This window comes from Hyphomicrobium sp. CS1BSMeth3, from assembly GCF_900117415.1.
In the GTDB taxonomy this organism is placed as follows: Bacteria; Pseudomonadota; Alphaproteobacteria; order Rhizobiales; family Hyphomicrobiaceae.
On the sequence record NZ_FPEI01000004.1, the window covers coordinates 184,144 to 207,358 of the forward strand.

Consider the following 23,215-nt stretch of genomic DNA (forward strand, 5'->3'; position numbering starts at 1 on the left):
CATGAGGTCCCTGCTTTTGACTTGGCAGCTCTGGGCTGTTCTTTCCGCCGTCTTTGCCGCCCTGACGGCCATATTCGCGAAGATCGGCGTCGAGAACATCGGATCGGACTTCGCCACCTTCATCAGGACGATCGTCATCCTGCTCGTGGTGGCCCTGCTCCTTCTGGGGACCGGCCAGTGGCAGTCGCCGACGAGCGTATCGGGCCGCACCTACCTCTTCCTGATCCTCTCAGGCATGGCGACGGGGGCCTCCTGGCTCTGCTATTTCCGCGCCCTGAAGCTCGGGGACGCCGCGCGGGTGGCCCCGATCGACAAGCTGAGCGTGGTGCTGGTTGCGATCTTCGGCGTTCTGCTGCTCGGGGAGAAGCTCTCGGCCCCCAACTGGCTGGGCGTCGCCATGATCGGCGCCGGCGCGATCCTCGTCGCCTATCAGGCTTGAGCGGCGCGCAACGGCACACAACGGGCGGGAATGCGCCCGTAAGCCTTTGATTGTTCGCGCTGGCTGGGATTTTCGATGGAGCGGGCGATGGGATTCGAACCCACGACCCCAACCTTGGCAAGGTTGTGCTCTACCCCTGAGCTACACCCGCATCCATTCGAGAGCGACCGCCCCGGGGGCGATCGAGGGCCACCTTATGGCCGAAAGGCGGACCGATTGCAAGCCGCTCGCAACGCCCCTGGCGATCAATAGTTCCAAGGCCCGCGCCCGCCTCCTCGGAACAACAGCTTCCGCCAGCGTCTGAGAAACCAGAGCGCCCCTCTCGCGCTTTGCTTTAGCCGGGTAACGGAGAGGAGAATTCATATGCTTCGAGGACTGATCGTGGCGGCAACACTGGCCGTCGGCAGCTTGGCCTTTGGCAGTGTCGGTGCGATTGCTGCACCGGCATCGAGCGGCCTGTCCAACGGGATCGCGCCGCAGATGTCGCTCATCGAGAAGACGCAGGCCCGCTTCTGCCGCCGCTGGCACCGCGAATGCCGCGCACGCTGGGGCGGTGGCCGCGACTACCGTCGTTGTATGCGCCGTCACGGTTGCTGAGGTCTCACTTTGGCTTGGCGCGGCTCATGCCGCGCCAAGCTCGCCCGAACGTCGAGACTTTTTCCTCACGCCTTCGAACCTTTCTACGCAGGCCGCGACCAAAGGTGCAGGGACGCACGAAGCGTCTCGGACACCAAAGGAAGCGACCATGAAAACTCCAATCATTGCAGCAATCTTTGCGGCGGTCGGCATGACGGCCATCGCCCAGCCCGCCTTCGCCTGTCCGAACGGCTATGAGTCGGTTTGGATCCAGGGCAACCGGGTCTGCAAAATCAAGACGCCGAAGCTCGGTCTCAAGGCCAAGCAGGGCCATGAGCTGAAGAAGAGCACGACCTTCAAGGCGAAGAAGAGCGCCCGCTAAGCCCGCGATGCTGCCCCACGATGCTGCCTATGAGAACGAGCCCCGACTGCACCGTCGGCTGGGGCTCGTTTTCGGCAGAAACTCATGCCTCGCAGATGTAGCTTACCGTGCGGATGCGCCGCTCCAGGAGGTTGCGCACCTGATTGCGCGTCATCTCCTGAAAGTCGTCCCCGAGGAACGTGCGGAAGGTCAGCGGCGGCGCCGGCCCCTTGCTCATGCGCTCTGCCATGGCCTCGAACCAGCGCCCGCTCTCCTCGGTGGAATCGACGGCGCTCAGGATCTTGAAGCCGGCGCCGGAGAGGAGCGCCTGCATGGCGTCCGGCGTGGCGACATGGCTGATCGACGGCTCGCGCGCCCAGGGCACGGGGAAGAGAATATCGCCGCCTTCACCCTGCAGCACATCGTAGACACCGAAGCGGCCGCCGGGCTTCAGCACGCGCCGGGCTTCCGCGTACATGCGGTCCTTGGCGGCGATGTTCATCGCCACATGGATGGTCATCGCGGCATCGAAGAGGCCATCCGCGAAGGGGAGGTGCGTGGCATCACCGACCTGGAAATTCAGGCGATCGCTCAGCCCAACCCATTGGCTCAGCGCCGTCGCCGCCTCGCAGAAGGCTGGCGTGAGATCGATGCCCGTCATGCGGCATCCGTAGGTCTCGACGAGCGTCCGGGCCGGGCCGCCAAGACCACTGCCGATGTCGAGCACGTGCGAGCTCGCCGAGAGACCCAGGCCTTCGGCAAGCTCGAGGGTCGCCTTGCGGCCGCGGATGTGGAACTCGTCGATTGCGCCGAGATCGGCGGTCTTGAGCGTCGCGATATCCTTCCCGGCCTCTCGCAGCTTGTCGGCAATCTTGTCGGCCAGATTCTGCGTCGCGCTGTAGTGGCTTGCCACCTTGTCGGTCATGGGCATCACTCCGGTTGCTGCGCAATAGGCTTGTTGAGAATTCAGCGGAATCGCAGGTTCGAGCGCGACAACTGCCCGACGGACGTGCATCCCATGAGCTTCATGTCGCGCTCGATCTCTTCCCGCATCAATCCGAGTGCGCGCTCGACGCCGGGCCGTCCGGCCGCCGCCAGCGCAAACAAATAGTAGCGGCCGACGCCAACAGCCTTGGCGCCGAGCGACAGCGCCTTGAGAACGTGGGTCCCGCGCTGGATGCCGCCGTCCATGAGCACGTCGATACGATCACCGACGGCATCGACGATCTCGGCGAGCTGATCGAAGGCGCTGCGTGAGCCGTCGAGCTGGCGGCCACCATGGTTCGAGATGACGATGCCCGTGCAGCCGATATCGATGGCGCGTCGCGCATCCTCGACGCTCATGACACCCTTCAGGCAGAACTGACCGCCCCACTGCTCGACCATCTCCGCAATGTCCCGCCAGCTCATCGTCGGATCGAGCATGTTGGTGAAATATGCACCGATCGAGCTGACGCCGCCGTCCATGCTGATGTGCTCGTCGAGCTGCGGCAGGCGGAACTTCTCGTGCGTGAGGTAGTCGATGGCCCAGCGCGGCTTCATCGCGAACTCGAGTACGCCCCCGAGCGTCAGACGGAAGGGAATGGCGAAGCCCGTGCGCAGATCGCGCTCGCGATTGCCGCCGGTGATGGAATCGACGGTCAGCATCATGATCGGAACGCCGGCCGTCTTGGCCCGCTCGAGCATGGCGCGATTGAGGCCGCGGTCCTTGTGAAAATAGAACTGATAGACCTGCGGACAGGAGAAGTTCGACCTTATCTCCTCCAGGCTGACGGTGCCGAGCGAGGACACGCCGAACATGGTGCCGAACTTGTCGGCCGCATGCGCAACGGCGCGCTCGCCCTCGTGATGAAAGAGCCGCTGCAGGGCCGTCGGCGAGCAATAAACAGGCATGTCGAGCGTATGCCCGAGGACCTTCACAGAAAGATCGACTTCGCCGAGCCCTGTCAGCACGTTCGGTACGAGGTCGCAGGCCTCGAACGCGCGCGTGTTCCGGCGCAGTGTTGCCTCGTCGTCGGCGCCACCGTCGATGTAGTTGAATATCGGACCTGGAAGGCGCCGGCGCGCCAGCTCGCGAAAGTCGTGAAAGTTGTGGCAATGATGCAGACGCATTGAGCCACCTTCAGCGACGCTGGCCGCACTAAGACGGCGCTACTTCCCCCACTTCGCCCAGTACGGCCCGAACAGCGCCTCTTCCGATGGCTTGTCCTCGGGAATGGTCATGACGAGATGCGTGATATTGACGAAGTTACGCCAGGAAAGGTTATCCGAGAAGGCGTTCGCCTGCCACGTGCCGCAGCCCATGGTGAGCGTGAACGGAAGCGCGTTGTTGAAGCCACCGCCATTGCCGAAGGTGTGCGCCTGATTGACGAGGACGCGCACGACGTCGGTGTCCGCGGCAAGCTCGCGCGCGTGGTCCATGTTCTTCGTGTGGATGCCACAGGAATGGCCGCGGCCCTGATAGTCGAGAATGTTCTTCACGACCCGCTTGGCATCGGCGAAATCCTTCGCGCGATAGATGGTGAGCACCAGCGAGAGCTTCTCGCCCGAGAGCGGATGTGCCTTACCGATACCCGTCTCCTCGGCCATGACGAACTTGCAGCCGCGCGCGCGTGACGAAAGCTCGAAGACCTCGACGAGGCGCTCAGGCCCCTGCGCGATCACGGCGCGATTGAGCTTGCCGTCAACCCACAAGCGATCGACGATGCGCGCGCGCTCGGCCTTGTCGGCCATGTAGCCGCCGTGCTTCTCGAGCGCCTTGATCGCTGCATCGTAGACATCATCGACGATGACGACCGCGTTCTCCGAGGAGCACGACGTGGCGTTGTCGAATGTTTTCGACTGCATGATGAGGTCGGCGGCCTGATCGAGATCGGCGCTCGTGTCGATGATGACAGGCGCATTGCCGAGGCCGACTCCGAGCGCGGGCTTCCCCGACTTGTAGGCGGCCTTCACGTTCGCCTGGCTGCCTGTCGCGACGACGAGATCGGACATCTCCATGAGCCGCGTCGTCATCTCGCGCGATACGGGGTTCGGCAGCATCTGCACGAGGTCAGCAGGCAAACCGATGCGCGTCAGCTCCGCGCGCATTCCGGCGACGGCCGGCTCGGTCGCAGCCCAGGCGGCCGGCGGCGGCGCGATGATGATGGCGTTCCCGCCCTTGATGGCCATCATGGCCTTGTTGACGGGCGTTGCCTGCGGGTTCGTCGAGGGCGTGATGGCCGCGACGACGCCGACGGGCTTGGCCCACTTCACGAGGCCCTTCTCGGGCATCTCCTCGATGATGCCGGTGGATTTTGCGCGGAGCAGATCACGCAGCGTGCCGAAGGTCTTGCGCTGGTTCTTGATGACCTTGCTCTCGACATGGCCGATACCCGTCACCTCCACGGCCAGCTCGGCATAGCGCCTCGCCGTCTCCGGCTTGTAGATCGACCAGGCGAGTGCCGTAACCGCCTCGTCAATGCGGGGCTGGCCCTCGCGCGCGATCTCGGCCGCAAAGGTAGCCATGGCCGCGCGGGCGCGCCTGATGAGGTCGGGGACGGGGTCTGCGGCTGTGGTCTCGGCGGGCTTGCGGGCGGGCGTATCCTGCATGGCGTCCCTCTTGGGCTAGGACTTCCGGCTGTTTTTCTCTTTTCGCCTATTCGGCCATCAATTGACAGGCTGCGCACCGGCATGTCAAACCGCGAGACGAAACGTCCTGGTGAATGAGACGCTGCAGTGCGTCATCCGCGGCTTGGCGGCGCCTGGGATGTCCGCAAAGATAGCCGAGTACGTGAACGATCAAGGGAGGTGCGGCCATGACCAAGATGACGACCGAAGAAGCGTTTGTGAAAGTGCTCCAGATGCACGGCATCGAGCACGCTTTCGGCATCATCGGCTCGGCCTTCATGCCGATCTCGGACCTTTTCCCGAAGGCCGGCATCACCTTCTGGGACGTCGCCAACGAGATGAACGGCGGCTTCATGTGCGACGGGTACACCCGCGCCTCCGGCAAGATCGCCATGTGCGTGGCGCAGAACGGCCCGGGCATCACGAACTTCGTCACGCCGGTCAAGACCGCCTACTGGAACCACACGCCCATGCTGCTGGTGACCCCGCAGGCGGCGAACAAGACCATCGGCCAGGGCGGCTTCCAGGAAGTGGAGCAGATGGCCCTCTTCCGCGACATGGTCTGCTACCAGGAGGAAGTGCGCGATCCCTCGCGCATTGCCGAAGTGCTCAACCGGGTGATCCTGAAGGCGAAGCGCCTCTCCGCGCCGGCGCAGATCAACGTTCCGCGCGACTACTGGACCCAGGTCGTCGACATCAGCCTCCCGGCCGTCGTCGAGTTCGAGCGGCCTGCGGGCGGCGCCGAGGCGATCGCGGAAGCGGCCAAGCTGCTCTCGGAAGCGAAGTTTCCGGTCATTCTCTCGGGTGCTGGCGTCGTCATCGGTGGCGCGATCCCGGACTGCAAGGCGCTGGCCGAGAAGCTCGATGCGCCCGTGTGCAGCGGCTACCAGCACAATGACAGCTTCCCCGGCAGCCATCCGCTCGCCGTCGGCCCACTCGGCTACAACGGCTCGAAGGCGGCCATGGAGCTGATCGCGAAAGCCGACGTGGTGCTCGCACTCGGCACGCGTCTCAATCCCTTCTCGACGCTGCCGGGCTACGGCATCGACTACTGGCCGAAGGAAGCCAAGATCATCCAGGTGGACATCAACCCGGATCGGATCGGCCTCACGAAGCCGATCGCCGTCGGCATCGTCGGTGACGCCAAGCAGGTCGCGCGCCAGATCCTCGGCAAGCTCACGCCGACCGCCGGCAATGCCGGCCGCGACGAGCGCAAGGCCCTCGTCCATCGCACGAAGTCCGCCTGGCTGCAGACGCTCTCGGGCATGGATCACGAGGATGATGATCCCGGCACGACGTGGAACGAGCGCGCGAGGAAGCGCGATCCGAACCGCCTGTCGCCGCGTCAGGCCTGGCGGGCCATTCAGGCCGGCCTGCCGAAGGAGGCGATCATCTCCACGGACATCGGCAACAACTGCGCGATCGGCAATGCCTATCCGACCTTCGAGCAGGGGCGGAAGTATCTGGCGCCAGGCCTCTTCGGGCCGTGCGGCTATGGCTTCCCCGCCATCATCGGCGCGAAGATCGGCTGCCCCGATACGCCGGTCGTGGGCTTTGCCGGTGACGGCGCCTTCGGCATCTCGATGAGCGAGATGGGCTCGGTCGGGCGCAAGGAATATCCCGGCATCACGATGGTCGTTTTCCGCAACTACCAGTGGGGTGCGGAGAAGCGCAACACGACGCTCTGGTACGACGACAACTTCGTCGGCACGGAGCTCGATCCGAACCTGAGCTACGCCAAGGTCGCCGAGGGCTGCGGGCTCAAGGGCGTCGCAGTGAGGACGCAGGACGAGCTCAAGGCCGCGATCGCGGAGTCGTGCGAGGCGCAGAAGAAGGGCATCACGACCTTCATCGAGGTCATCCTCAATCAGGAGCTCGGCGAGCCCTTCCGCCGTGATGCCATGAAGAAGCCCGTCGTCGTCGCTGGCATCAAGCGCGAGGACTTCCGGCCGCAGAAGGTGGATTAAGGAGCGCTCTCCTCGCAGTCGCTCCGCGAGTGGGGCTTTCGCCCCACGCCCCAACCGGGAGGGACACCCTCCCGGACCCACCCGCCTTTATTTTGGTTACGCGGGCTGCTGGGAAGAGGCGCTGTCGCTTTCTGACGTAGTGCTATGGCCCCGGCGGCCATGCAGACAGCGCTCACGTGTTGCACCGTTCCTTCCCCTTCTCCCCGTTCTTACGGGGAGAAGGTCGGGATGAGGGGCGGCGGTATACGCAAACGTCTCACAAGTTTCCGCCCCCCCCCCTAACCCTCTCCCCGCATGCGGGGAGAGGGGATGATCGCTGCGCTCGCGGCTTGCTCCAAATCCATAAAAGGCGGGGGTGCGGGGGTGTCCCCCGCTCGGGGTGTGGGGCCTGAGGCCCCACTTGCGCCGAAGGCGCAACTTCCTCGCGGCAGTGAGTTAGGTCTTGGGCTTGCGATCGCCGGCCTGGAGGTGGCGGCCGCTGTCGAGCAGCTCCGCCGTGTATTCCTCGTAGGTCACGCCCGCCGCCTCGGCGCGCTTGAGGCGGAACATCATGATGCTGTAGGGCGGGTTCTTCCAGGCCTCGCGGTGCGCCTTGCGCCAGCGGTAGGCAACGAACGCGTCATTGACCGGCGGATCGAGCGGCGGGCCGCCATTGTGGCCGATAGTCGCCGCAGTCGGGGCAAGGCCCCATTTGATGATCTCCGGGGGAGGGCGCCTGAGCCCCGCGACGAAGGGCGGCCGCGGCCCCTTACCCCAACCTCGGTCGTAACGGTCGCCCATGTGCCGCGCCCGACGTCTGCGATTCCAAGCTTCATCTTGGCTTCCACGGAACCATGAGGCGGAGCCGCGTGGCGAGCCTGAAGTCCGGGCGCCGTGCCCAACAATCAGGCACGCCGTCCGGCTGCACGGACAGGAGGCGTCATTGCCTTCAGACGAAGTTAAGCATCGAGCTCTACAATCTATAGTTGTAAATATAGACGACCACCATCAGAGGAAGAGCGCCGGATGCCGGTCCTCGAGTTTCCCGCCATGTTCGTCAGGCCCGAAGTCGGATGCCCCATCGGCGCCAGGATCCGCTTCGGTAACTCGAAGGTCCATCGTGTGGTCCACGAAAGACGCGCCCGCAGAACCCGCCTCGATCTGAGCCTGCTCACGACCAGCGGCCCCCGCGAGGCCACCTTGGCAGCCATGACGCTCTACGGCGCCACGCTCGATGCGGGGCATCGTCTGCGCAGACGCGAGCTGGTCGCCATGCGCCTGCCGAGCGGCCGGCGGGTCAAGGCCCGCGTTGCCTGGCGTCTCGGTAAGCGATGTGGCGTCACGTTCCTCTCGCCCGTAGCCGACTTCGCCCAGCTCCTGCGCGAGTGCCACGCCGTCCACGGCACGCGCCGGCTACGCCGTGCCAGCCTGACGTCTCAGGAGGCGAAAATCGCCGGGAGAGACTGGGTCCGCCCGCTGCGATCGGCGCTGACAAAAGGGCAGCGGATGAGCCGGCAGCTCCTTCGCTGGTGCCGGACCTTGTGAGCACACCGACCAACGCCGTGCCTTATTTTCCTCGCGTTATCCTGATCGTGGACTGAAAGCCCATCGCGCCCTCCATCACGGCAGAGCGCGCCGGCTATTCATGTGCCCCGTCTGAAGGGCGCGCGAGAAAAGGAGATCGGTGAGCGATGAGGCGCCTGCGGCTGCCGGTGGGCATTGGCCAGCTTGGGCTGGCTGTCACGATCCTGATGACGACATGGACCGCGAGCGCGGTGGCACAGATGGCCACCTACCGCTTGGACAAGGACTACACCGCCATCAATTTCTCCTGGTCGCACCTCGGGCTTTCCCGCCAATCGGCCCGCCTCACGAATGTGGACGGACGCATCCAGTTCGATCCCATGATGCCGGAACTGAGCGTCATCGACGTCACCATGAGGGCGGCGAGCATCTGGACGGGCGTTGCCGAGTTCGACCAGCTCATCAAGTCGCCCGACTATTTCAGCGCCGCGCAGTTTCCCTTGATCACTTTCCGCTCGAAAGAAGTTCGTCGCACCAGCGACAAGACCGGACAGGTCGCGGGCGACCTGACGATCAAGGGCATTACCCGGCCAGTGACACTCAATGTCGTCTGGAATTTCTCGGGCGAGCATCCGCTCGCCAAGGTCAATCCCAACTACCGGGATGTCTACGTCGCGGGCTTCTCGGCGACCGCCGTCCTGAGACGCTCGGACTGGGATATGTCGCTGGCCATACCGCTGGTCTCGGATGAAGTCCGCCTCAGCATCGAGACGGAGCTCCTGCGCAGCGATTAGAATGAGAGCGCCGCGCTGCGTGACAGACCGCAGCCGCCGAACTAGCCTTCGAGGGCTCGGTTTCCACTCGGCGGAGAGGCTTCATGAAGTCGCGCTTCGAACAGCTCGCGGCCTACAACAAATGGGCCAACGCTCGCATCTACGAGGCGGCCCTGGCCCTGGATGAGAAGGACTACCGGCGCGATGTCGGCGCGTTCTTCAAGAGCCTGCACGGGACGCTCAATCATCTGCTCGTTGCCGATCGCATCTGGATGAAACGCCTGACGGGCGAGGGCGAGCATCCCAACACGCTGAATGCCATCATCCATGAAGATCGAAGGGCGTTGGCGCTGGCGCGAGCCGACGAGGACGATCGGATTGTCCGGTTTGTCACTTCACTGGATGAAGCAGCGCTGGCCGGCACGCTGAAGTACGCGACCACATCGGGAAAGACCTTCGAGCAGCCGCGGGCAGACGTCCTCTCGCACTTCTTCAATCACCAGACGCATCATCGCGGGCAGGCGCACACGATCCTCTCGATCTGCACGGGCGAGGAGCCGCCGTCGCTGGATCTGCTCGCCATGCAGCGCGGCGTTGTGGCACCGGATCTACGGGCGCTTGCGCGCGGTTGAAAACACAATCCGTCGACCGACATTCGGCTCAGTCGAACGTCAGCAGGACGTTGCCGATCTTCTGGCCGGAATTGACATAGGTGAAAGCCTCGCGGATGTCGTCGAGGGCGTAGCGGCGATCGATCAGCGGCTTGTACACGCCCTGCGCCAGCAGCGAAGAGACGAGCGCGAGGGATTGTGGAATATCGGTCGGTACGGGAAAGCGGACCTTGGGCCCGCGCATGAGCGGCGCGATGAGCGCCAGAAAAGGGTTTTCCCCTCGCGGCCCGAGCTCGGACGACAGATACACGCCCGTCTTGGCGAGCAAAGGGCGACTTTCTCCGAAGCTGCTCTTGCCGACAGCATCGAAGACGAAGGCGAATGTCTCCCCCTCGAGCTGGGCCGTGAACGGCGCGCGCAGGTAGTCGATCGTGCGGTCCGCGCCGAGAGCGGCGACGGCGGCACGATGCGGCTCGGCGCAGACGGCCGTAACAATCGCGCCGGCATTCTTGAGCAGGGCAATGGCGGCTGAACCGATGGCGCCGGTCGCGCCATTGACGAGCACCGCATCGCCTGGCTTCAGAGGAACGCACCTCAGGAAATTGCGCGCGTAGTGTGCGCCTTCCATGCTCGCGGCTGCCGCCTCGAGGGATACGCCGTCGGGAATGCGCACTATGGGGCGGCGCTCGGACACGCGGAGATATTGCGCGTGAGAGCCAAGGCCATGGTCGTGGAAGCTCATGACGCGATCGCCGGTCGCGAACCGCGTGACACCTGAGCCGATCGCGACGACTTCACCTGCGAAATCGGTGCCCGTGGCCACCTCGCGCGGTCGCGGCCAACCGACGAAGAAGCGAAATATGTAGGGCTTGCCCCAGAGCGCACCGCAGTCCGTGCGGTTCACAGTCGCGGCCCGCACCCGCACGAGAAGCTCGCCCGGCCCCGGCTCGGGGATGGGCATCTCGCGAACAGTCAGGACATCGGGTGGGCCGTAAGCAGTGCGGTAGCTCGTCCTCATCCGGCGGGCCTATAGCACAACCGTCGCAGACGCGTGACGCTTACACGCCGAGGTCCTTCCGCACGGCGAAGACCTCCATGATGCGCGCGCCCTTGTGCGGACCATCGCAGACGAACTGCCAGCGCCCCTCGGAGTAGGTGTCGCAGAGCTTCACGCCCTTCACGAGCACCCAGTGCCCCTCGCGCCCCTTGTGCACCGCGAGAATGTAGTGCGCCCAGGCACTCCGCGGCTTCTGCATCCAGGTCCAGAGGCTCGGACGCTCCTTGCGCTCGAGATGCATGTAGCTTTCGGTGAGATCCATGCGATAGCCGAAGTGCGCCAATGCAGCGGCCACTTCCTCGTTGTCGGTGCCCTTTACGACCGGCTTGCGGTGGGCCGGTATGTTGCGGAAGGTACGGATCTCGTCTTCCATCCGGCTGATCGGATACCCCGTGATAGCCGCGAGCACATAGGGCCCGCAGAAGGCAATGCGGCCCGTGTCGTTCGTGACCTCGTTGAGGCTCGCGGTCAGGTGTGCGCTGGTCATGGCTGGGGTCGGCGGCAGAAGCGGGATGGTTAACAAAATCTTTCCACGTATCGGTTAACGAAAGGTTTCCAGCGAGCGCCATCCGTGACGCGCAGGTGATGAATTGTCGCAATCAGGAACTGGGACCACGGCGCGTCGTTGCATGGGCATGGAAACGCTCCAAACGGACAACTCCCATGACGAAAATCACATCCCTTATCCCCGCTCTGGCAATCACAGCCCTCGTCAGCGGGTTCGGCAGCGGTGCGGTGGCAGCCGCGACAGCCCATCCGACGACGCCCCATTCGCGGCAGAGTACGCAGGGGACCCACGCGCGGCACCCAGTGGCCCATGAGCACGCCCAGCAGGCAGCGCCCTGCGGGCAGTACATGTACCATCACGACGGCAAGTGCACCGATATCAGGAACGAGAAGGGCAAGTCCTGGATGAACTCGGTCTTCTAGGATCACCGAGCTGGTGGTAGCGCCAGATCCTGCGTGCCGTCAGGATGGCGCGCGTGCCGACAGACCGGACTGACGACAGCGCCCCAGCACATCGATGAAGCGAAATCTTTTCATCGATCGCTTGCTGACCGCTTCTCCCCGTCGCAATCTCATGCGGTCGGGCGGGAGAGCCCGATCTCCACGGGTAGCGGGGCCGCCACGGCCCCGCCGGCGAGCAGAGGCGGGGCAATGACAAAAAAAGCGAAATCGGACGGCGCGGATGGCGGCAAGGGCAGCGGCGGCGCGAAAGCGAGCGTGCCGCAGAAGGGCTTTCTCCAGGGCCTCGCCAACTACGGCGATGCGGATTTCTCGATCTACATGCGCCGTGCCTTCGCGCGCTCGCAGGGCTTCTCGCTCGACGAGCTTTCGCGCCCCGTCGTCGGCATCGCCAATACCTACAGCCGCTTCAATCCCTGCCATCGCCATTTCCCAGAGCTCATCGATGCCATCAAGCGCGGCGTCGCCTCGGCCGGCGGCCTCGCGCTCGAATTCCCGACCATCTCGCTGCACGAGTCGACGCTCACGCCGAACTCCATGAAGTTCCGCAACCTCATGGCCATGGACACCGAGGAGATGATCCGCGCCCAGCCCATGGACGCGGTCGTGCTCATGGGTGGCTGCGACAAGACCGTGCCCGCACAGCTCATGGGCGCGGCGAGCGCGAACAAGCCCGCCATCCAGCTCATTGGCGGCCCGCAGATGACCGGCCGCTGGCGCGAGCATCGCGTCGGCGCCTGCACGGACTGCCGCAAATTCTGGGTCGAATACCGCGCCGGCCGCATGGGCAAGAGCGAGATCGAGGAAGCTGAGGGGCGCCTCGTCACGACGGCCGGCACGTGCGCCGTCATGGGCACGGCTTCGACCATGGCCGCCATCGCCGAAGCGCTCGGCATGACACTGCCGGGTACGGCCGCGATCCCTGCTGTGCACGCCGACCGCATTCGCGCGGCGGAGGCAACCGGCGTGCGCGCCGTCGCGCTCGCGCGTGGCGACCTGACGCCGAGCAAGATCATCACGCAGAAATCCGTCGAGAATGCCGCGCGCGTTCTGCTCGCGCTCGGCGGCTCGACGAACGGTGTCGTGCATCTGGCTGCGATCGCGGGACGCGTCGGCGCGAAGCTCGATCTTCAGCGCTTCAACGAGCTGTCCGACACGACGCCCGTACTCGCCGCCGTGAAGCCGGTCGGCAACGAGCACTACATGGAGGACTTCTTCGCCGCCGGCGGCATCGGCGCGGTGTTGCGCGAGCTGAAGGATCGCTTGCATCTCGACGCCATGACCATCACCGGTGAGACGCTCGGCGAACGCTTGGCGGCAGAAGAAGGCATCTGGGTCGACCGCCGCGTGATCAAGCCGATCAAGGAGCCCATCGAGCCGCAGGGTGGCCTCGTCGCGCTCTTCGGCTCGCTCGCGCCCAAGGGTGCGATCATCAAGCGCTCGGCGGCGACGCCGGAGCTTTTCGAGCGCACGGGCCGCGCTGTCGTGTTCACCTCGCTCGCGGATCTCTCAGCCCGCGTCGACGATCCCGACCTGGACGTTACGGCGGACGACTTCCTCATTCTGCAGAATGCCGGGCCAAGTTCGCCCGCGGGCATGCCTGAAGCGGGCTTCCTGCCCATCCCGAAGAAGCTGCTCGCAGCGGGCGTGAAGGACATGGTGCGCATTTCGGATGCGCGCATGTCCGGCACGGCCTACGGCACCATCGTGCTGCACGTCGCGCCTGAAGCCGCTGCCGGCGGCCCGCTCGCGCTCGTGCGCACAGGCGACAAGATCAAGCTGTCGGTGAAGAACCGGACGATCGATCTGCTCGTCGATGAGGCGGAACTCGCCAAGCGCCGCAAGGCCTGGGAGCAGGAAAAGCAGCCGACCGCGCCGCGCGGCTACGACCGCCTCTTCCGCGAGCGCGTGCTGCAGGCGCCGGAGGGGTGTGATTTCGACTTCCTGGCGCCGGGTGAGTAGGTCGCTTCGCGAGCGAGGGCTAGCCCTCGCGCTCCCACCGGGAGGGACACCCTCCCGGACCCACCCGCTTTTATTTAGTGCCGCGGGCTGCCGGGAAGGGGTGCTATCGCGTTCCTTCCGCGTGCAACGCCCGCGGCGGGTCATAGCGACAGGTCTCGCGTGAGGCGCCCCACTTCCCCTTCTCCCCGTCCTAACGGGGAGAGGGGACTGGCGATGAACTCGCGGCACGCGACCGTCATGAGCGCGCGACTGCGCGCCGGCCGGTAGGCCGTACTAGAAACTAAAAATCAAGCCGCGTCGGCGACGACGCGGTTGCGGCCTTCGCGCTTGGCTGAATAGAGCGCACGATCGGCGCGCTTGAAGAGTGTCTCGGGCGTATCGTCGCGATACTCGAGTGTCGAGATACCGACGCTCGCCGTCACGCGCAGCTCTTTGTTGCCGGACATCGGGAAGGGATCGGCGGCGATCGTCGCGCGCAGGCGCTCGCCGACCTGGATGGCGCGCGCGAGATCCGTATCCGGCATGATGATCACGAACTCCTCGCCGCCGAGGCGACAGGCGAGATCGATGCCGCGCGTATTGCGGCGGAAGCGGCGCGCGAACTCGCGCAGCACGTGGTCGCCCGCGTCGTGGCCGTAGGTGTCGTTGACGGATTTGAAGAAGTCGATATCGGCGACGAGCAGCGAGAGCGCGCGGCCGGACTGGATGGACTGCGCGACCAGCGTCTTCAGATGGCCTTCCATGTAGCGCCGGTTGTGGAGGCCGGTGAGGCCGTCCGTAATGGCCATCTCGACGCTCTCTTCGAGACGGGCCTTGAGGAGATCGGCGTGGCGCTTGCGCTTCACCTGCGTCTTCACGCGGGCCATCATCTCGTGGCGATCGATCGGGCGCACGACATAGTCGTTGACGCCCATGTCGAGGCCGCGCAGGAGCCGGGCCTCGTCACTGGGCTCGACGATGATGAGGATCGGCAGGTGCCGCGTGCGATCGAGCGAGCGCACCTGCGAGCAGAGGCGCAGGCCGTCCGCGTTCGTGAGGCTCAGGCTGACAACCAGCACGTCCACGGGCTGCTCGGCGAGTTTCAAGAGCGCAGCCTGAGGATCGCTTTCGAGAGTGACGGTGTGGACGGTGCGCAGTGTCTCGACGAGGCGCTGCGCGGAACGGCCCTGATCCTCGACGATCAGCACGTTGCCGCTCTCACCGGCGCTCTGCCAGTCGAGAGCCGGGGCGCCGCTGATGCCCATTTGGTGGGTGGTGGCGGCGCGCATCAGCATTTCGTCCGAGAGGACCTTGAGGCGCGCGAGGTTCTTCACGCGCGTCACGAGCGCGATGTCATCCACCGGTTTGGTCAGGAAGTCGTCGGCACCAGCTTCGAGCCCGTGCACCTTGTCGGCCGGCTGGTCGAGCGCGGTGACCATGATGACAGGAATGTGCGCCGTCTTCGGGTTTTGCTTGATGTGCCGACAGGCCTCGAAGCCGTCCATGCCGGGCATCATCACGTCGAGCAGCACCACGTCGATGCTTTCACGCTCGAGAATGTCCAGAGCCTCGCGGCCGCTCGAGGCCGTCAGGATCTCGAAGTACTCGGCCGAGAGCCGAGCCTCGAGGAGCTTCACGTTGGACAAGATGTCGTCGACAACGAGGACGCGGGCGGTCATGGGCGAGGTCTTGCCGCTGAGATGAGTTGAAGATCAATCCGCTTCGACGAACCGGCGCACGGTATCGATGAAAAGGCCGATCGAGATGGGCTTTGAAAGGTACGCCTCGCACCCGCCCTGGCGGATCCGCTCCTCGTCCCCCTTCATGGCGAACGCGGTCACCGCGATCACCGGAATGTCGCAGAGGTCCTCGTCGTCCTTGAGCCACTTCGTGACCTCGAGACCGGAGACCTCGGGAAGCTGGATGTCCATCAGCACCAGATCGGGCCGATGGGTGCGCGCGAGATCGAGCGCGTCATGACCGTTGCGCGCCTCGATGGTTGCATAACCATGGGCCTCGAGCAGATCGCGGAAGAGCTTCATATTGAGCTCGTTGTCCTCCACGATGAGCACCGTCGCCTGCCCGGCGCTCGCGCGCGGACGTCGCCCCTCGATCGCCTGTCGGCGCTCCTGGTAGCCCATCGATTTGGTCCGCTCGATTGTGGTCATCCGACTTTCCGCCGAATCGCATGTTTAGTTGGGGATCACTCTGCGCCAAAAGCCTAAGGATATGTTTAAGAATGGCGGTCCAACCGGCACTAGAGGCGCGGCACGGATGCCCAAAGACAACGATCGCGGAAGGGGCGCACCCCTTGAAACAGCACGGCAATTGGCGCTCGACGCGCTCCTCTTCCTTGCCGGGGATGCGTTAAGGATTACAAAGTTTCTCAACGTCACCGGCATGGAGGCCGCGACGCTTCGCGAGCGCGCCCGGGACGACGAGACGCTGATCGCCGTGCTGGAGTATCTGCTGGCGGACGAAACATTGCTCCTCGTCTTTGCCGCGAATGGCAATCATCGTCCCGCTGAAGTGGCGCCGGCGCTGGAGCGTCTGCAGCGCGAGGGAGATATGTCAGGAGGCCGGCGATGAGGCCAAAGGTCTCTGTCTCGGTGTCTCACCCGCCGACCCTGCTGCGGGTCGGCATCGACCTCGGCGGAACCAAGATCGAAGGCGTCCTCATGGACGAGACGGGCGCCGAGCGGCCGCGCCGCCGCGTCTCGACCCCGCGCGACGACTACGCGGCAACCCTCGACGCGATCGCTCAGTTGGTGGATGAGCTTCTGGCCGAGGCTGCAGCCGATCCGGCGCCCTCGACTGCGACAATCGGCGTCGCGACGCCCGGCTCGGTCTCCCCGCGCACGGGCCAGATGCAGAATGCCAATTCAACCTGGCTCAATGGGCGGACGCTCGGACCCGATCTTGCGGATCGCCTCGGACGCCCTGTGCGGCTCGCCAATGACGCCAACTGCTTTGCCCTTTCCGAGGCCCTCGACGGTGCCGCGGCCGGCGCGCGCAATGTCCTCGGCGTCATACTCGGCACGGGCTGCGGCGCCGGGGTCGTGATCGAGGGCCGTCTGCTTGATGGACCACGCGGCATCGGCGGCGAATGGGGCCACAACCCCCTGCCCTGGGCGACCTCGGACGAGTTGCCTGGGCCGCTCTGCTGGTGCGGCCGGCGGGGCTGCATGGAGACGTGGGTCTCGGGGCCGGCGCTGGCCGCCGCGTACCTCCAGGATGGCGGCACAACGACGCGGGCCGAGGAAATCGTTGAACGAGCTGCCGCCGGTGAGGAGAGGGCGCAAATAGCCCTGGATCGCCACGCAGACCGCCTCGCGCGTGGCCTCGCCCATGTCGTGAACATTCTCGATCCCGACGTGATCGTGCTCGGCGGCGGGCTCTCGCGGCTCAATCACCTCTACGAGAAGCTGCCGGGGCTCATGGCACCGCACATCTTCGCCGAGGATACGCGCGTGGACATCCGCCCACCCCGCTGGGGTGATGCCTCGGGCGCGCGCGGGGCGGCTTGGCTCTGGCAGGACACGGCCCAATGAAAACGGGGCCTCACGGCCCCGTCGTCCCATCGCGCCATGCGGAGTGGGTTCAGCTCACGGGCTGTCGAGAAAGCGCGACGGATCCGGCTTCAGGCCGGTGACGCGCTCGAGAGCCATCGCGGCGAGCATGCGATCGCTCATGGTCTTCTCAGGCAGGCGGTCGATGCCGTAGCGGTCCTGGCGCTCATGCGCCTGCGCAACCGAGCCGTAGCCCGGTCCGCCAAGCTTCATCGCGGCAAAGTCACTGCGACAGCCTGCAAGTGCCAGCACAAGGGCCATGGCGACGCCAGCACGCACGATCATGGGTAACCCCCCGTCTTCTGTGCCGCCGCCGAATTGTGGCGAAGTCGCCACGGCGATGGCCAATTCCCGTCTCCCCCGAGGCGGACGAGAGTTAATTTAATGGACTCGTTGCGAGCAGGCAACCAGGAAGAGTTGCTTTTCCACTTACGGCTGTATCGATCTTTTTCTATACACCAATACGGGCGTTCAGGTGCCGTCTCGCGGCTTTCCCGCAGCGTCGACCGAAAGTGCCTGCGTGATGAAGGCGTGCGTCGGCGTCGGCACGCCATGGCGCGCCCCGACACGCACCACGCCGCCCGAGAGCCACTCCACCTCCAGCGGCTTTCCCGCCCGCTTGTCGTGGGCCATGGACGAGACCATCCCGTCAGGGAGCTGATCGATAGTCTTCATGACACCCTCGAAGTCATCGGGCTTGATCGCGACACCCTCGGCCTTGGCGACGTCGATCACCTCCTGAACGGCCGAGCGGATCAGCGCGTACGTGCCGGGCGCATTCCGCAGCTCCTTGGCGGCGTGGCCAGTCAGCGCAGTGACGCCGGAGAAGGGCGCCAGCATCGCGAACTTGATCCACTGCGCGCGGCGGATGTCGGCCGGCATGATGGCGTCGATGCCGGCCGCCTTGCAGAGCGCATGGAAGGCCGCGAGCTTCTCGTTCTTGGAGCCGTCCGGCTCGGCGAACTCTATGCGTGCGAACTTGCTCGCGTGCTCGATCACGCCGGGCCGCGAGATATGCGAGGCAATGCGCGCGACACCCGGAATGACATGCGCTGCGGGCACGACACGCTTCACCACGTCCGCGCCTTCGACACCGTTCTGGAAAGCGATGACGATCGTCTGCGGACCGACAACGGACTTGAGCTGCGCCGCAGCACTCTCGGCATCGACCATCTTCGTTGCGAACATCACGATATCGGGCGTGCCTGCCTCGGCAGGATCGCGGACGGCGCGCACGGGCTTGACGAGCGCCTGGCCAAGCAGGCTGTCGAGCAGAAGACCGTTCTCGAGCATGGCCGCGAGATGGCTCCCGCGCGCGACGAACGTCACGTCGTTGCCTGCCGCGGCGAGCCGGCCGCCGAAGTAGCCGCCGACACCGCCCGAACCCATGATCAGAATGCGCATGACCGATCCTTTCGTTGTTCCTTGGGCGCCACTTTTGCAACCGAGCGGGCTATCGTGCAACGGCCCACGAGGCATTGCAGCCAAGCGGGCCGACTATCCGCCGCTCAGCTACTGCCGGGCTTCGTCAGCACGTATCGATGCTGCTGGATGCTCGCTCCGCGCGGGCGAGAAAAGCGTTCAACAATATCGAGCGGAACGAACCCGAGCTTTCGAAGTACCCGGCCGGAAGCCGCATTGTCATAGGCATGACCCGCTTTGATGCGCGAGAGGCCGAGTTCTGCGAAGCCAAAGCGGGTCACGGCTTGCGCGGCCTCGTAAGCATATCCGCGCCCCCAGCTCGCGCGCTCGATCCAGTAGCCGAGCGCCGCCTCGCTCTCGGTGAGGCCATCGAGATCGACCAGTCCGACGAGGTTTCCATCGCTCTCTATGGCAAAGCGATAGGCCTCGCCATCGCGCCACTCCCGCTCGTGATCGGCGAACCACTGCTCCATTTCCTGTTGATCAGGCGGGAAGGACGCCATGCTCAGCATGCGCGTCACGTCCCAATCGCTCTGAATTTCGAATGCGCGATCTGCATCCGTACCACGAGATGGGCGCAGGACGAGCCGGTCGGTCTTTATCGAACGCATCGGCACGGACGACATTACTGGCTCGCAACCCGGAAACATAAAGGTCCCGGCCAAAGCCGGGACCCTGAACACAAGGCCTCGCGCGGCAGGCTCAGTGATTGTCGCGCGGAAGGCCCTTTGTCTTGGCAATGCGCTGGTACTTCACAGCAGGCTTCAGCACCATGCCGTTCGACAGCTCGTCGACAATACCGCGCTGTATCTCCTGCCACGGCGTCTGATGGTCGGGATACTTGTAGCCGCCGGCCTTCTTCAGAGCCTCGCGACGCTTTTCCAGCTCGGCCGCACTGATCTTGATGTCGGCCGTGCGCTTCCTGAGGTCGATGCGCACGATGTCGCCGGTCTTGAGCAGCGCGAGCCCGCCGCCTGTCGCCGCTTCCGGCGAAGCATTGAGGATCGAGGGACTTCCCGAGGTGCCGGACTGGCGCCCATCGCCGATGCACGGCAGTGAGGTGATGCCCTTCTTCAGCAGATAGTCTGGCGCGCGCATGTTCACGACCTCGGCCGCGCCGGGATAGCCGACCGGCCCGGTGCCGCGCATGAACAGCAGACACGACGCATCGATCTCGAGCTTCGGGTCGTCAATGCGCTTGTGATAGTCCTCCGGCCCGTCGAACACGATCGCGCGCCCCTCGAAGGCTTCGGGATCCTTCGGGTTCGACAGGTAGCGCTGGCGGAACTCCTCGGAGATCACCGACGCCTTCATGATCGCGCTGTCGAACAGGTTGCCCTTGAAGTTCAGGAACCCGGCGCTGCGCTTCATCGGCTGATCGTACGTCTTGATGACATCGCGATCCGACGCGAACTTGCCCTCGCAGTTCTCGTAGAGCGTCCGGCCGTTCACCGTCACGGCCTTCTTGTTGATCTTGCCCTTGGCGATCAGCTCCGCGACCACGGCCGGCACGCCGCCCGCGCGATGATACTCCTCGCCGAGATACTCGCCCGCCGGCTGCAGGTTCACGATCAGCGGCACCTCGTAGCCGATCTTCTCCCAGTCGTCATTGTCGAGCTCGACGCCGATGTGGCGCGCGATCGCATTCAGATGGATCGGCGCATTCGTCGAGCCGCCAATCGCCGAATTGACGACGATCGCGTTCTCGAAGGCATGGCGCGTGAGAATGTCGGAGGGCTTCAGATCCTCCCACACCATCTCGACAATGCGCTTGCCCGTCAGATACGCCATCTGCTGGCGCTCGCGATAAGGCCCGGGGATCGCAGCGCAGCCGGGCAGGCTCATGCCCAGCGCCTCGGCGAGGCTGTTCATGGTCGAGGCCGTGCCCATGGTATTGCAGTGGCCCGCGGACGGCGCCGACGAGGCAACGAGCTCGAGGAATTCTTTGTACTCGATCTCGCCGCGCGCCATCATCTCGCGCGCCTTCCACACGATCGTGCCCGAGCCCGTGCGCTCGCCCTTGAACCAGCCATTGAGCATGGGCCCGCCCGAGAGCACGATTGCCGGCAGGTCGACGGTCGCCGCCGCCATGATCTGCGAGGGCGTGGTCTTGTCGCAGCCCGTGGTCAGCACGACGCCATCGAGCGGATAGCCGTAGAGCACTTCCACGAGCGAGAGATAGGCGAGGTTGCGGTCGAGGCTCGCGGTCGGGCGCTTGCAGGTCTCCTGGATGGGGTGCAGCGGAAATTCGAAGGCGATACCGCCGGCCTCGCGGATGCCCTCGCGCACGCGCTCGGCGAGGACGAGATGATGCCGGTTGCAGGGCGAGAGGTCAGAGCCCGACTGCGCGATGCCGATGATCGGCTTACCCGACTGCAGCTCGTCCAGCGTCAGGCCGAAGTTCATCGTGCGCTCGAGGTAGAGCGCCGTCATGTCGGCATTGTCTGGATTGTCGAACCACGCCTTGGAGCGCAGCTCCGAGGGTTTCACGCGGCGCGCGCCGTTCGGAGATTTCTTGCCGTTTTTCATGATTGAGCCCCGGTTCCGAGAACGTTTCCAGGATGGACCATAGCGGAAGGCTGGCCCATCGGACATACTCGGATCGTGCGGCGCATATCAGCTCAGGCCACCCGAGCGAACGCATGAGCCAAAATCGGAGCCAGATTCACGCCACGGCCATCGCCCTCGACGGGCGCGTGGCCCTGCTCATCGGGCCGCCCGGCTCGGGGAAGTCCGATCTCGCACTCCGCTGCATTCTGCAGGGCGCGTGGATCGATGGGCGCCATTGCCTCGCGACACTCCTGGCGGACGATCAGGTCATCGTCGATCGCAGCGGCGGCGGGCTCGTCGCCTGCGCACCGGACACGATCGCGGGGCGCATCGAGGTCCGCGGGCTCGGCATTATCGACATGCCGAGCGTACCGGCAGCCGAGATCGGGCTGGCCGTGGAGCTTGTGGCTCCGGCCGCCATCGAGCGCCTACCCGAGGCCGGATCGACGTGGCCGCTGCTCGGTGCGGAAGTGCCGCTTCTGCGGGTCTCGGCATTCGAGACCTCGGCGCATCTGAAGGTTCTGCTCGCTCTCGCGCGCGGCTTGCCGAGCGCCTGACGGATTTCGCGCCTCCGGCGCGAGCGAGGCTAAGCCTCGCGCTCCACTGGGAGGGACACCCCGCCTTTATTTAGTGCCGCGGGCTGCTGGGAAGAGGCGCTGTCGCCTTCCAGCGTCGTGCTATGCCCGCGGCGACCAGTGCGACGGCGTTTCCGAGCTACGGAATGAGGGGCGGCGGCATACGCCGACGTCAGCGCAAGTTCCCACCCCTCACCCTAACCCTCTCGTCGCGCCAGAGGCGCGCTTCCAGCGCGACAAGAGCGGGGAGAGGGGATTCGGGGCGCGCTCACGGCGAACTCCAGGTCATAAAAAGGAGGGGGTCCGGGGTCTCCCCGGTTGGGGCCAGGGGCGAAAGCCCCGTCGCGCCGCAGGCGCGAGCTGCGATCACCGCGCCGGCAGCAGCTCGGGCCGGTACTCGAAGTGCATGGTATCGTAGTGGTACCACTTGCCGCCCCAGATGAAGCCGTGCTTCTCGAAAATGGCGACGATCTCCTGTGGGATGCGATTGCGAAACGCATAGCTCCCGTCAGCGCCGGGCTTCCCCCAGCGCCAGTAGTCCGATTCCTTGGTCGAGATATCGATCGCGATGCCAAGGCCGTGCGGGCTGACGCGCTCCGTACCGGCGATCGCCCGGCAGTTGTAGGTGCCTGCAGGCGGATAGAGATAGACGTCGAAGCGCGCCGGCAGGCCATCGAGCTCGGCCGAGACAGCCGCCAGCCGCTCGGCAACGCCGTTGACACGGGTCACCTGCAGGGTTTTTCCCCACTTCTTCGGCAGCCACACCACCGGCGCGAGGTTCTTGCGCACCTCATCGCGGCGGCAGTCGCCGTACATGGTGGTGAAGAATTCACCATTGCGCGCCCGGCCGGGATCGGCGTCTCGCGCGGGCTGCGGCGCGGCGCCGAGAGGATAGGGCTGAGCCAGCATGTCCTTGAGATCAGGGGCATCCAGGCGCGCTGCCGGGGTCTTCGGGCCGAGGCCGTCGTCGATAGCCATGCGCTTGCCGTCACGCCACACCAAGGCGTTGCCCTCCCGCCGCGCCAGGAATGTGGGATAGGCCGCGATCAGCCGATCCGTGATTGCCGTAATATTGGGCGTTTCGGCCCTAAGTGCCTCCGGTGCCCAGAACAGAAGCCCGAGGATAAGCGGCAATAAAGCCATGCTTTTCCTGCATATCATGGGACCAGCTCGCTCCGATTCGACTTTCGGTGAACGATTGCTTTCGCCTCATCTGACGATCACGATCGCTTTACGCCACCGATTTAGCTGCTAAACTTTGCCGCAAGTACGATCCAGACCGAAGCCTGTTGACCC

25 protein-coding genes and 1 tRNA gene are annotated in these 23,215 nt (G+C 65.1%); 12 read left to right on the forward strand and 14 right to left on the reverse strand.

Features of this window, described 5'->3' with window-relative positions; genetic code table 11:
- Position 1: 1 nt before the first annotated feature.
- Positions 2–439, forward strand: a complete 438-nt coding sequence (locus CS1BSM3_RS05065; RefSeq protein ID WP_072385940.1) for an EamA family transporter — start codon at positions 2–4, stop codon at positions 437–439.
- Positions 440–515: 76 nt separating this feature from the next.
- Here the strand turns inward: CS1BSM3_RS05065 and CS1BSM3_RS05070 are convergent.
- Positions 516–590 (reverse strand) — tRNA-Gly (locus tag CS1BSM3_RS05070).
- Positions 591–802: 212 nt separating this feature from the next.
- Between CS1BSM3_RS05070 and CS1BSM3_RS05080 the strand changes: the two genes are divergently transcribed.
- Positions 803–1,036, forward strand: a complete 234-nt coding sequence (locus CS1BSM3_RS05080; RefSeq protein ID WP_072385943.1) for a hypothetical protein — start codon at positions 803–805, stop codon at positions 1,034–1,036.
- Positions 1,037–1,184: 148 nt separating this feature from the next.
- Positions 1,185–1,397: a hypothetical protein gene (locus tag CS1BSM3_RS05085; RefSeq protein WP_072385944.1), complete on the forward strand. Its 213-nt coding sequence runs from the start codon at positions 1,185–1,187 to the stop codon at positions 1,395–1,397.
- 82 nt (positions 1,398–1,479) lie between these two features.
- Here CS1BSM3_RS05085 and CS1BSM3_RS05090 read toward each other — a convergent pair whose 3' ends face one another.
- From CS1BSM3_RS05090 to CS1BSM3_RS05100, 3 genes are read right to left on the reverse strand one after another with little or no spacing between them, the layout of a single operon-like run.
- Positions 1,480–2,301, reverse strand: coding sequence for a class I SAM-dependent methyltransferase (locus CS1BSM3_RS05090; protein ID WP_143149079.1), 822 nt, complete (start codon positions 2,299–2,301; stop codon positions 1,480–1,482).
- A 41-nt stretch (positions 2,302–2,342) separates the two neighbouring features.
- Positions 2,343–3,488, reverse strand: coding sequence for an alpha-hydroxy acid oxidase (locus CS1BSM3_RS05095; protein ID WP_072385948.1), 1,146 nt, complete (start codon positions 3,486–3,488; stop codon positions 2,343–2,345).
- Between the two features lie 39 nt (positions 3,489–3,527).
- Positions 3,528–4,967, reverse strand: coding sequence for an acylating sulfoacetaldehyde dehydrogenase (locus CS1BSM3_RS05100; protein ID WP_072385949.1), 1,440 nt, complete (start codon positions 4,965–4,967; stop codon positions 3,528–3,530).
- Positions 4,968–5,173: 206 nt separating this feature from the next.
- Here CS1BSM3_RS05100 and xsc point away from each other — a divergent pair, with 206 nt between their 5' ends.
- Positions 5,174–6,952: a sulfoacetaldehyde acetyltransferase gene (gene xsc / locus CS1BSM3_RS05105; protein WP_072385951.1), complete on the forward strand. Its 1,779-nt coding sequence runs from the start codon at positions 5,174–5,176 to the stop codon at positions 6,950–6,952.
- Positions 6,953–7,387: 435 nt separating this feature from the next.
- Here xsc and CS1BSM3_RS05110 read toward each other — a convergent pair whose 3' ends face one another.
- The gene (locus CS1BSM3_RS05110; RefSeq protein ID WP_244540427.1) at positions 7,388–7,732 is read right to left on the reverse strand and encodes a hypothetical protein; all 345 of its coding nucleotides are present in this window, start codon (positions 7,730–7,732) and stop codon (positions 7,388–7,390) included.
- Between the two features lie 225 nt (positions 7,733–7,957).
- Here CS1BSM3_RS05110 and CS1BSM3_RS05115 point away from each other — a divergent pair, with 225 nt between their 5' ends.
- From CS1BSM3_RS05115 to CS1BSM3_RS05125, 3 genes are all read left to right on the forward strand, one after another.
- A complete protein-coding gene (locus tag CS1BSM3_RS05115; protein ID WP_072385953.1) occupies positions 7,958–8,476 on the forward strand; it encodes a hypothetical protein in 519 nt (172 codons plus the stop codon).
- A 146-nt stretch (positions 8,477–8,622) separates the two neighbouring features.
- Positions 8,623–9,249: a YceI family protein gene (locus tag CS1BSM3_RS05120; protein WP_072385954.1), complete on the forward strand. Its 627-nt coding sequence runs from the start codon at positions 8,623–8,625 to the stop codon at positions 9,247–9,249.
- A gap of 83 nt (positions 9,250–9,332) precedes the next feature.
- Positions 9,333–9,860 (forward strand): DinB family protein, encoded by a 528-nt coding sequence (locus CS1BSM3_RS05125; RefSeq protein ID WP_072385955.1) that lies wholly within the window; start codon positions 9,333–9,335, stop codon positions 9,858–9,860.
- A gap of 28 nt (positions 9,861–9,888) precedes the next feature.
- Here the strand turns inward: CS1BSM3_RS05125 and CS1BSM3_RS05130 are convergent, their stop codons facing one another.
- Positions 9,889–10,857 (reverse strand): NAD(P)-dependent alcohol dehydrogenase, encoded by a 969-nt coding sequence (locus CS1BSM3_RS05130; RefSeq protein ID WP_072385957.1) that lies wholly within the window; start codon positions 10,855–10,857, stop codon positions 9,889–9,891.
- 40 nt (positions 10,858–10,897) lie between these two features.
- Positions 10,898–11,383 carry a hypothetical protein gene (locus CS1BSM3_RS05135; RefSeq protein ID WP_072386693.1) on the reverse strand — a complete coding sequence of 162 codons (486 nt, stop codon included), beginning with the start codon at positions 11,381–11,383 and terminating at the stop codon, positions 10,898–10,900.
- 176 nt (positions 11,384–11,559) lie between these two features.
- On the opposite strand from CS1BSM3_RS05135, the gene CS1BSM3_RS05140 reads away from it, so the two are divergent.
- Together CS1BSM3_RS05140 and CS1BSM3_RS05145 are read left to right on the forward strand one after the other, a co-directional pair.
- A complete protein-coding gene (locus CS1BSM3_RS05140) occupies positions 11,560–11,826 on the forward strand; it encodes a hypothetical protein (RefSeq protein WP_072385958.1) in 267 nt (88 codons plus the stop codon).
- Between the two features lie 228 nt (positions 11,827–12,054).
- Positions 12,055–13,824: an IlvD/Edd family dehydratase gene (locus tag CS1BSM3_RS05145; RefSeq protein WP_083528288.1), complete on the forward strand. Its 1,770-nt coding sequence runs from the start codon at positions 12,055–12,057 to the stop codon at positions 13,822–13,824.
- A 287-nt stretch (positions 13,825–14,111) separates the two neighbouring features.
- Here the strand turns inward: CS1BSM3_RS05145 and CS1BSM3_RS05150 are convergent, their stop codons facing one another.
- Entirely contained in the window at positions 14,112–15,482 is a 1,371-nt protein-coding gene (locus CS1BSM3_RS05150; RefSeq protein WP_072385960.1) for a PleD family two-component system response regulator, read from the reverse strand.
- 33 nt (positions 15,483–15,515) lie between these two features.
- Positions 15,516–15,944 (reverse strand): response regulator, encoded by a 429-nt coding sequence (locus tag CS1BSM3_RS05155; RefSeq protein ID WP_072386695.1) that lies wholly within the window; start codon positions 15,942–15,944, stop codon positions 15,516–15,518.
- 133 nt (positions 15,945–16,077) lie between these two features.
- On the opposite strand from CS1BSM3_RS05155, the gene CS1BSM3_RS05160 reads away from it, so the two are divergent.
- Positions 16,078–16,392 (forward strand): DUF3572 family protein, encoded by a 315-nt coding sequence (locus CS1BSM3_RS05160; RefSeq protein ID WP_072385962.1) that lies wholly within the window; start codon positions 16,078–16,080, stop codon positions 16,390–16,392.
- Complete coding sequence (locus CS1BSM3_RS05165) at positions 16,389–17,354, forward strand: ROK family protein (protein WP_072385963.1); 966 nt, start codon at positions 16,389–16,391, stop codon at positions 17,352–17,354. Before CS1BSM3_RS05160 ends, CS1BSM3_RS05165 begins: the two co-directional genes overlap by 4 nt.
- 54 nt (positions 17,355–17,408) lie before the next feature.
- Here the strand turns inward: CS1BSM3_RS05165 and CS1BSM3_RS05170 are convergent, their stop codons facing one another.
- The 4 genes from CS1BSM3_RS05170 to CS1BSM3_RS05185 all read right to left on the reverse strand — a co-directional run bounded on the left by CS1BSM3_RS05170 (position 17,409) and on the right by CS1BSM3_RS05185 (position 21,323).
- Positions 17,409–17,657: a hypothetical protein gene (locus tag CS1BSM3_RS05170; RefSeq protein WP_072385964.1), complete on the reverse strand. Its 249-nt coding sequence runs from the start codon at positions 17,655–17,657 to the stop codon at positions 17,409–17,411.
- 186 nt (positions 17,658–17,843) lie between these two features.
- Positions 17,844–18,776: a 2-dehydropantoate 2-reductase gene (locus tag CS1BSM3_RS05175; protein ID WP_072385965.1), complete on the reverse strand. Its 933-nt coding sequence runs from the start codon at positions 18,774–18,776 to the stop codon at positions 17,844–17,846.
- 104 nt (positions 18,777–18,880) lie between these two features.
- Positions 18,881–19,420: a GNAT family N-acetyltransferase gene (locus CS1BSM3_RS05180; RefSeq protein WP_072385966.1), complete on the reverse strand. Its 540-nt coding sequence runs from the start codon at positions 19,418–19,420 to the stop codon at positions 18,881–18,883.
- A gap of 76 nt (positions 19,421–19,496) precedes the next feature.
- Complete coding sequence (locus tag CS1BSM3_RS05185) at positions 19,497–21,323, reverse strand: IlvD/Edd family dehydratase (RefSeq protein ID WP_072385967.1); 1,827 nt, start codon at positions 21,321–21,323, stop codon at positions 19,497–19,499.
- 113 nt (positions 21,324–21,436) lie between these two features.
- Between CS1BSM3_RS05185 and CS1BSM3_RS05190 the strand changes: the two genes are divergently transcribed.
- Positions 21,437–21,901, forward strand: a complete 465-nt coding sequence (locus tag CS1BSM3_RS05190; protein WP_072385968.1) for an HPr kinase/phosphorylase — start codon at positions 21,437–21,439, stop codon at positions 21,899–21,901.
- Positions 21,902–22,285: 384 nt separating this feature from the next.
- Here the strand turns inward: CS1BSM3_RS05190 and CS1BSM3_RS05195 are convergent, their stop codons facing one another.
- A complete protein-coding gene (locus CS1BSM3_RS05195; RefSeq protein WP_143149081.1) occupies positions 22,286–23,062 on the reverse strand; it encodes a M15 family metallopeptidase in 777 nt (258 codons plus the stop codon).
- Between the last annotated feature and the right edge of the window lie 153 nt (positions 23,063–23,215).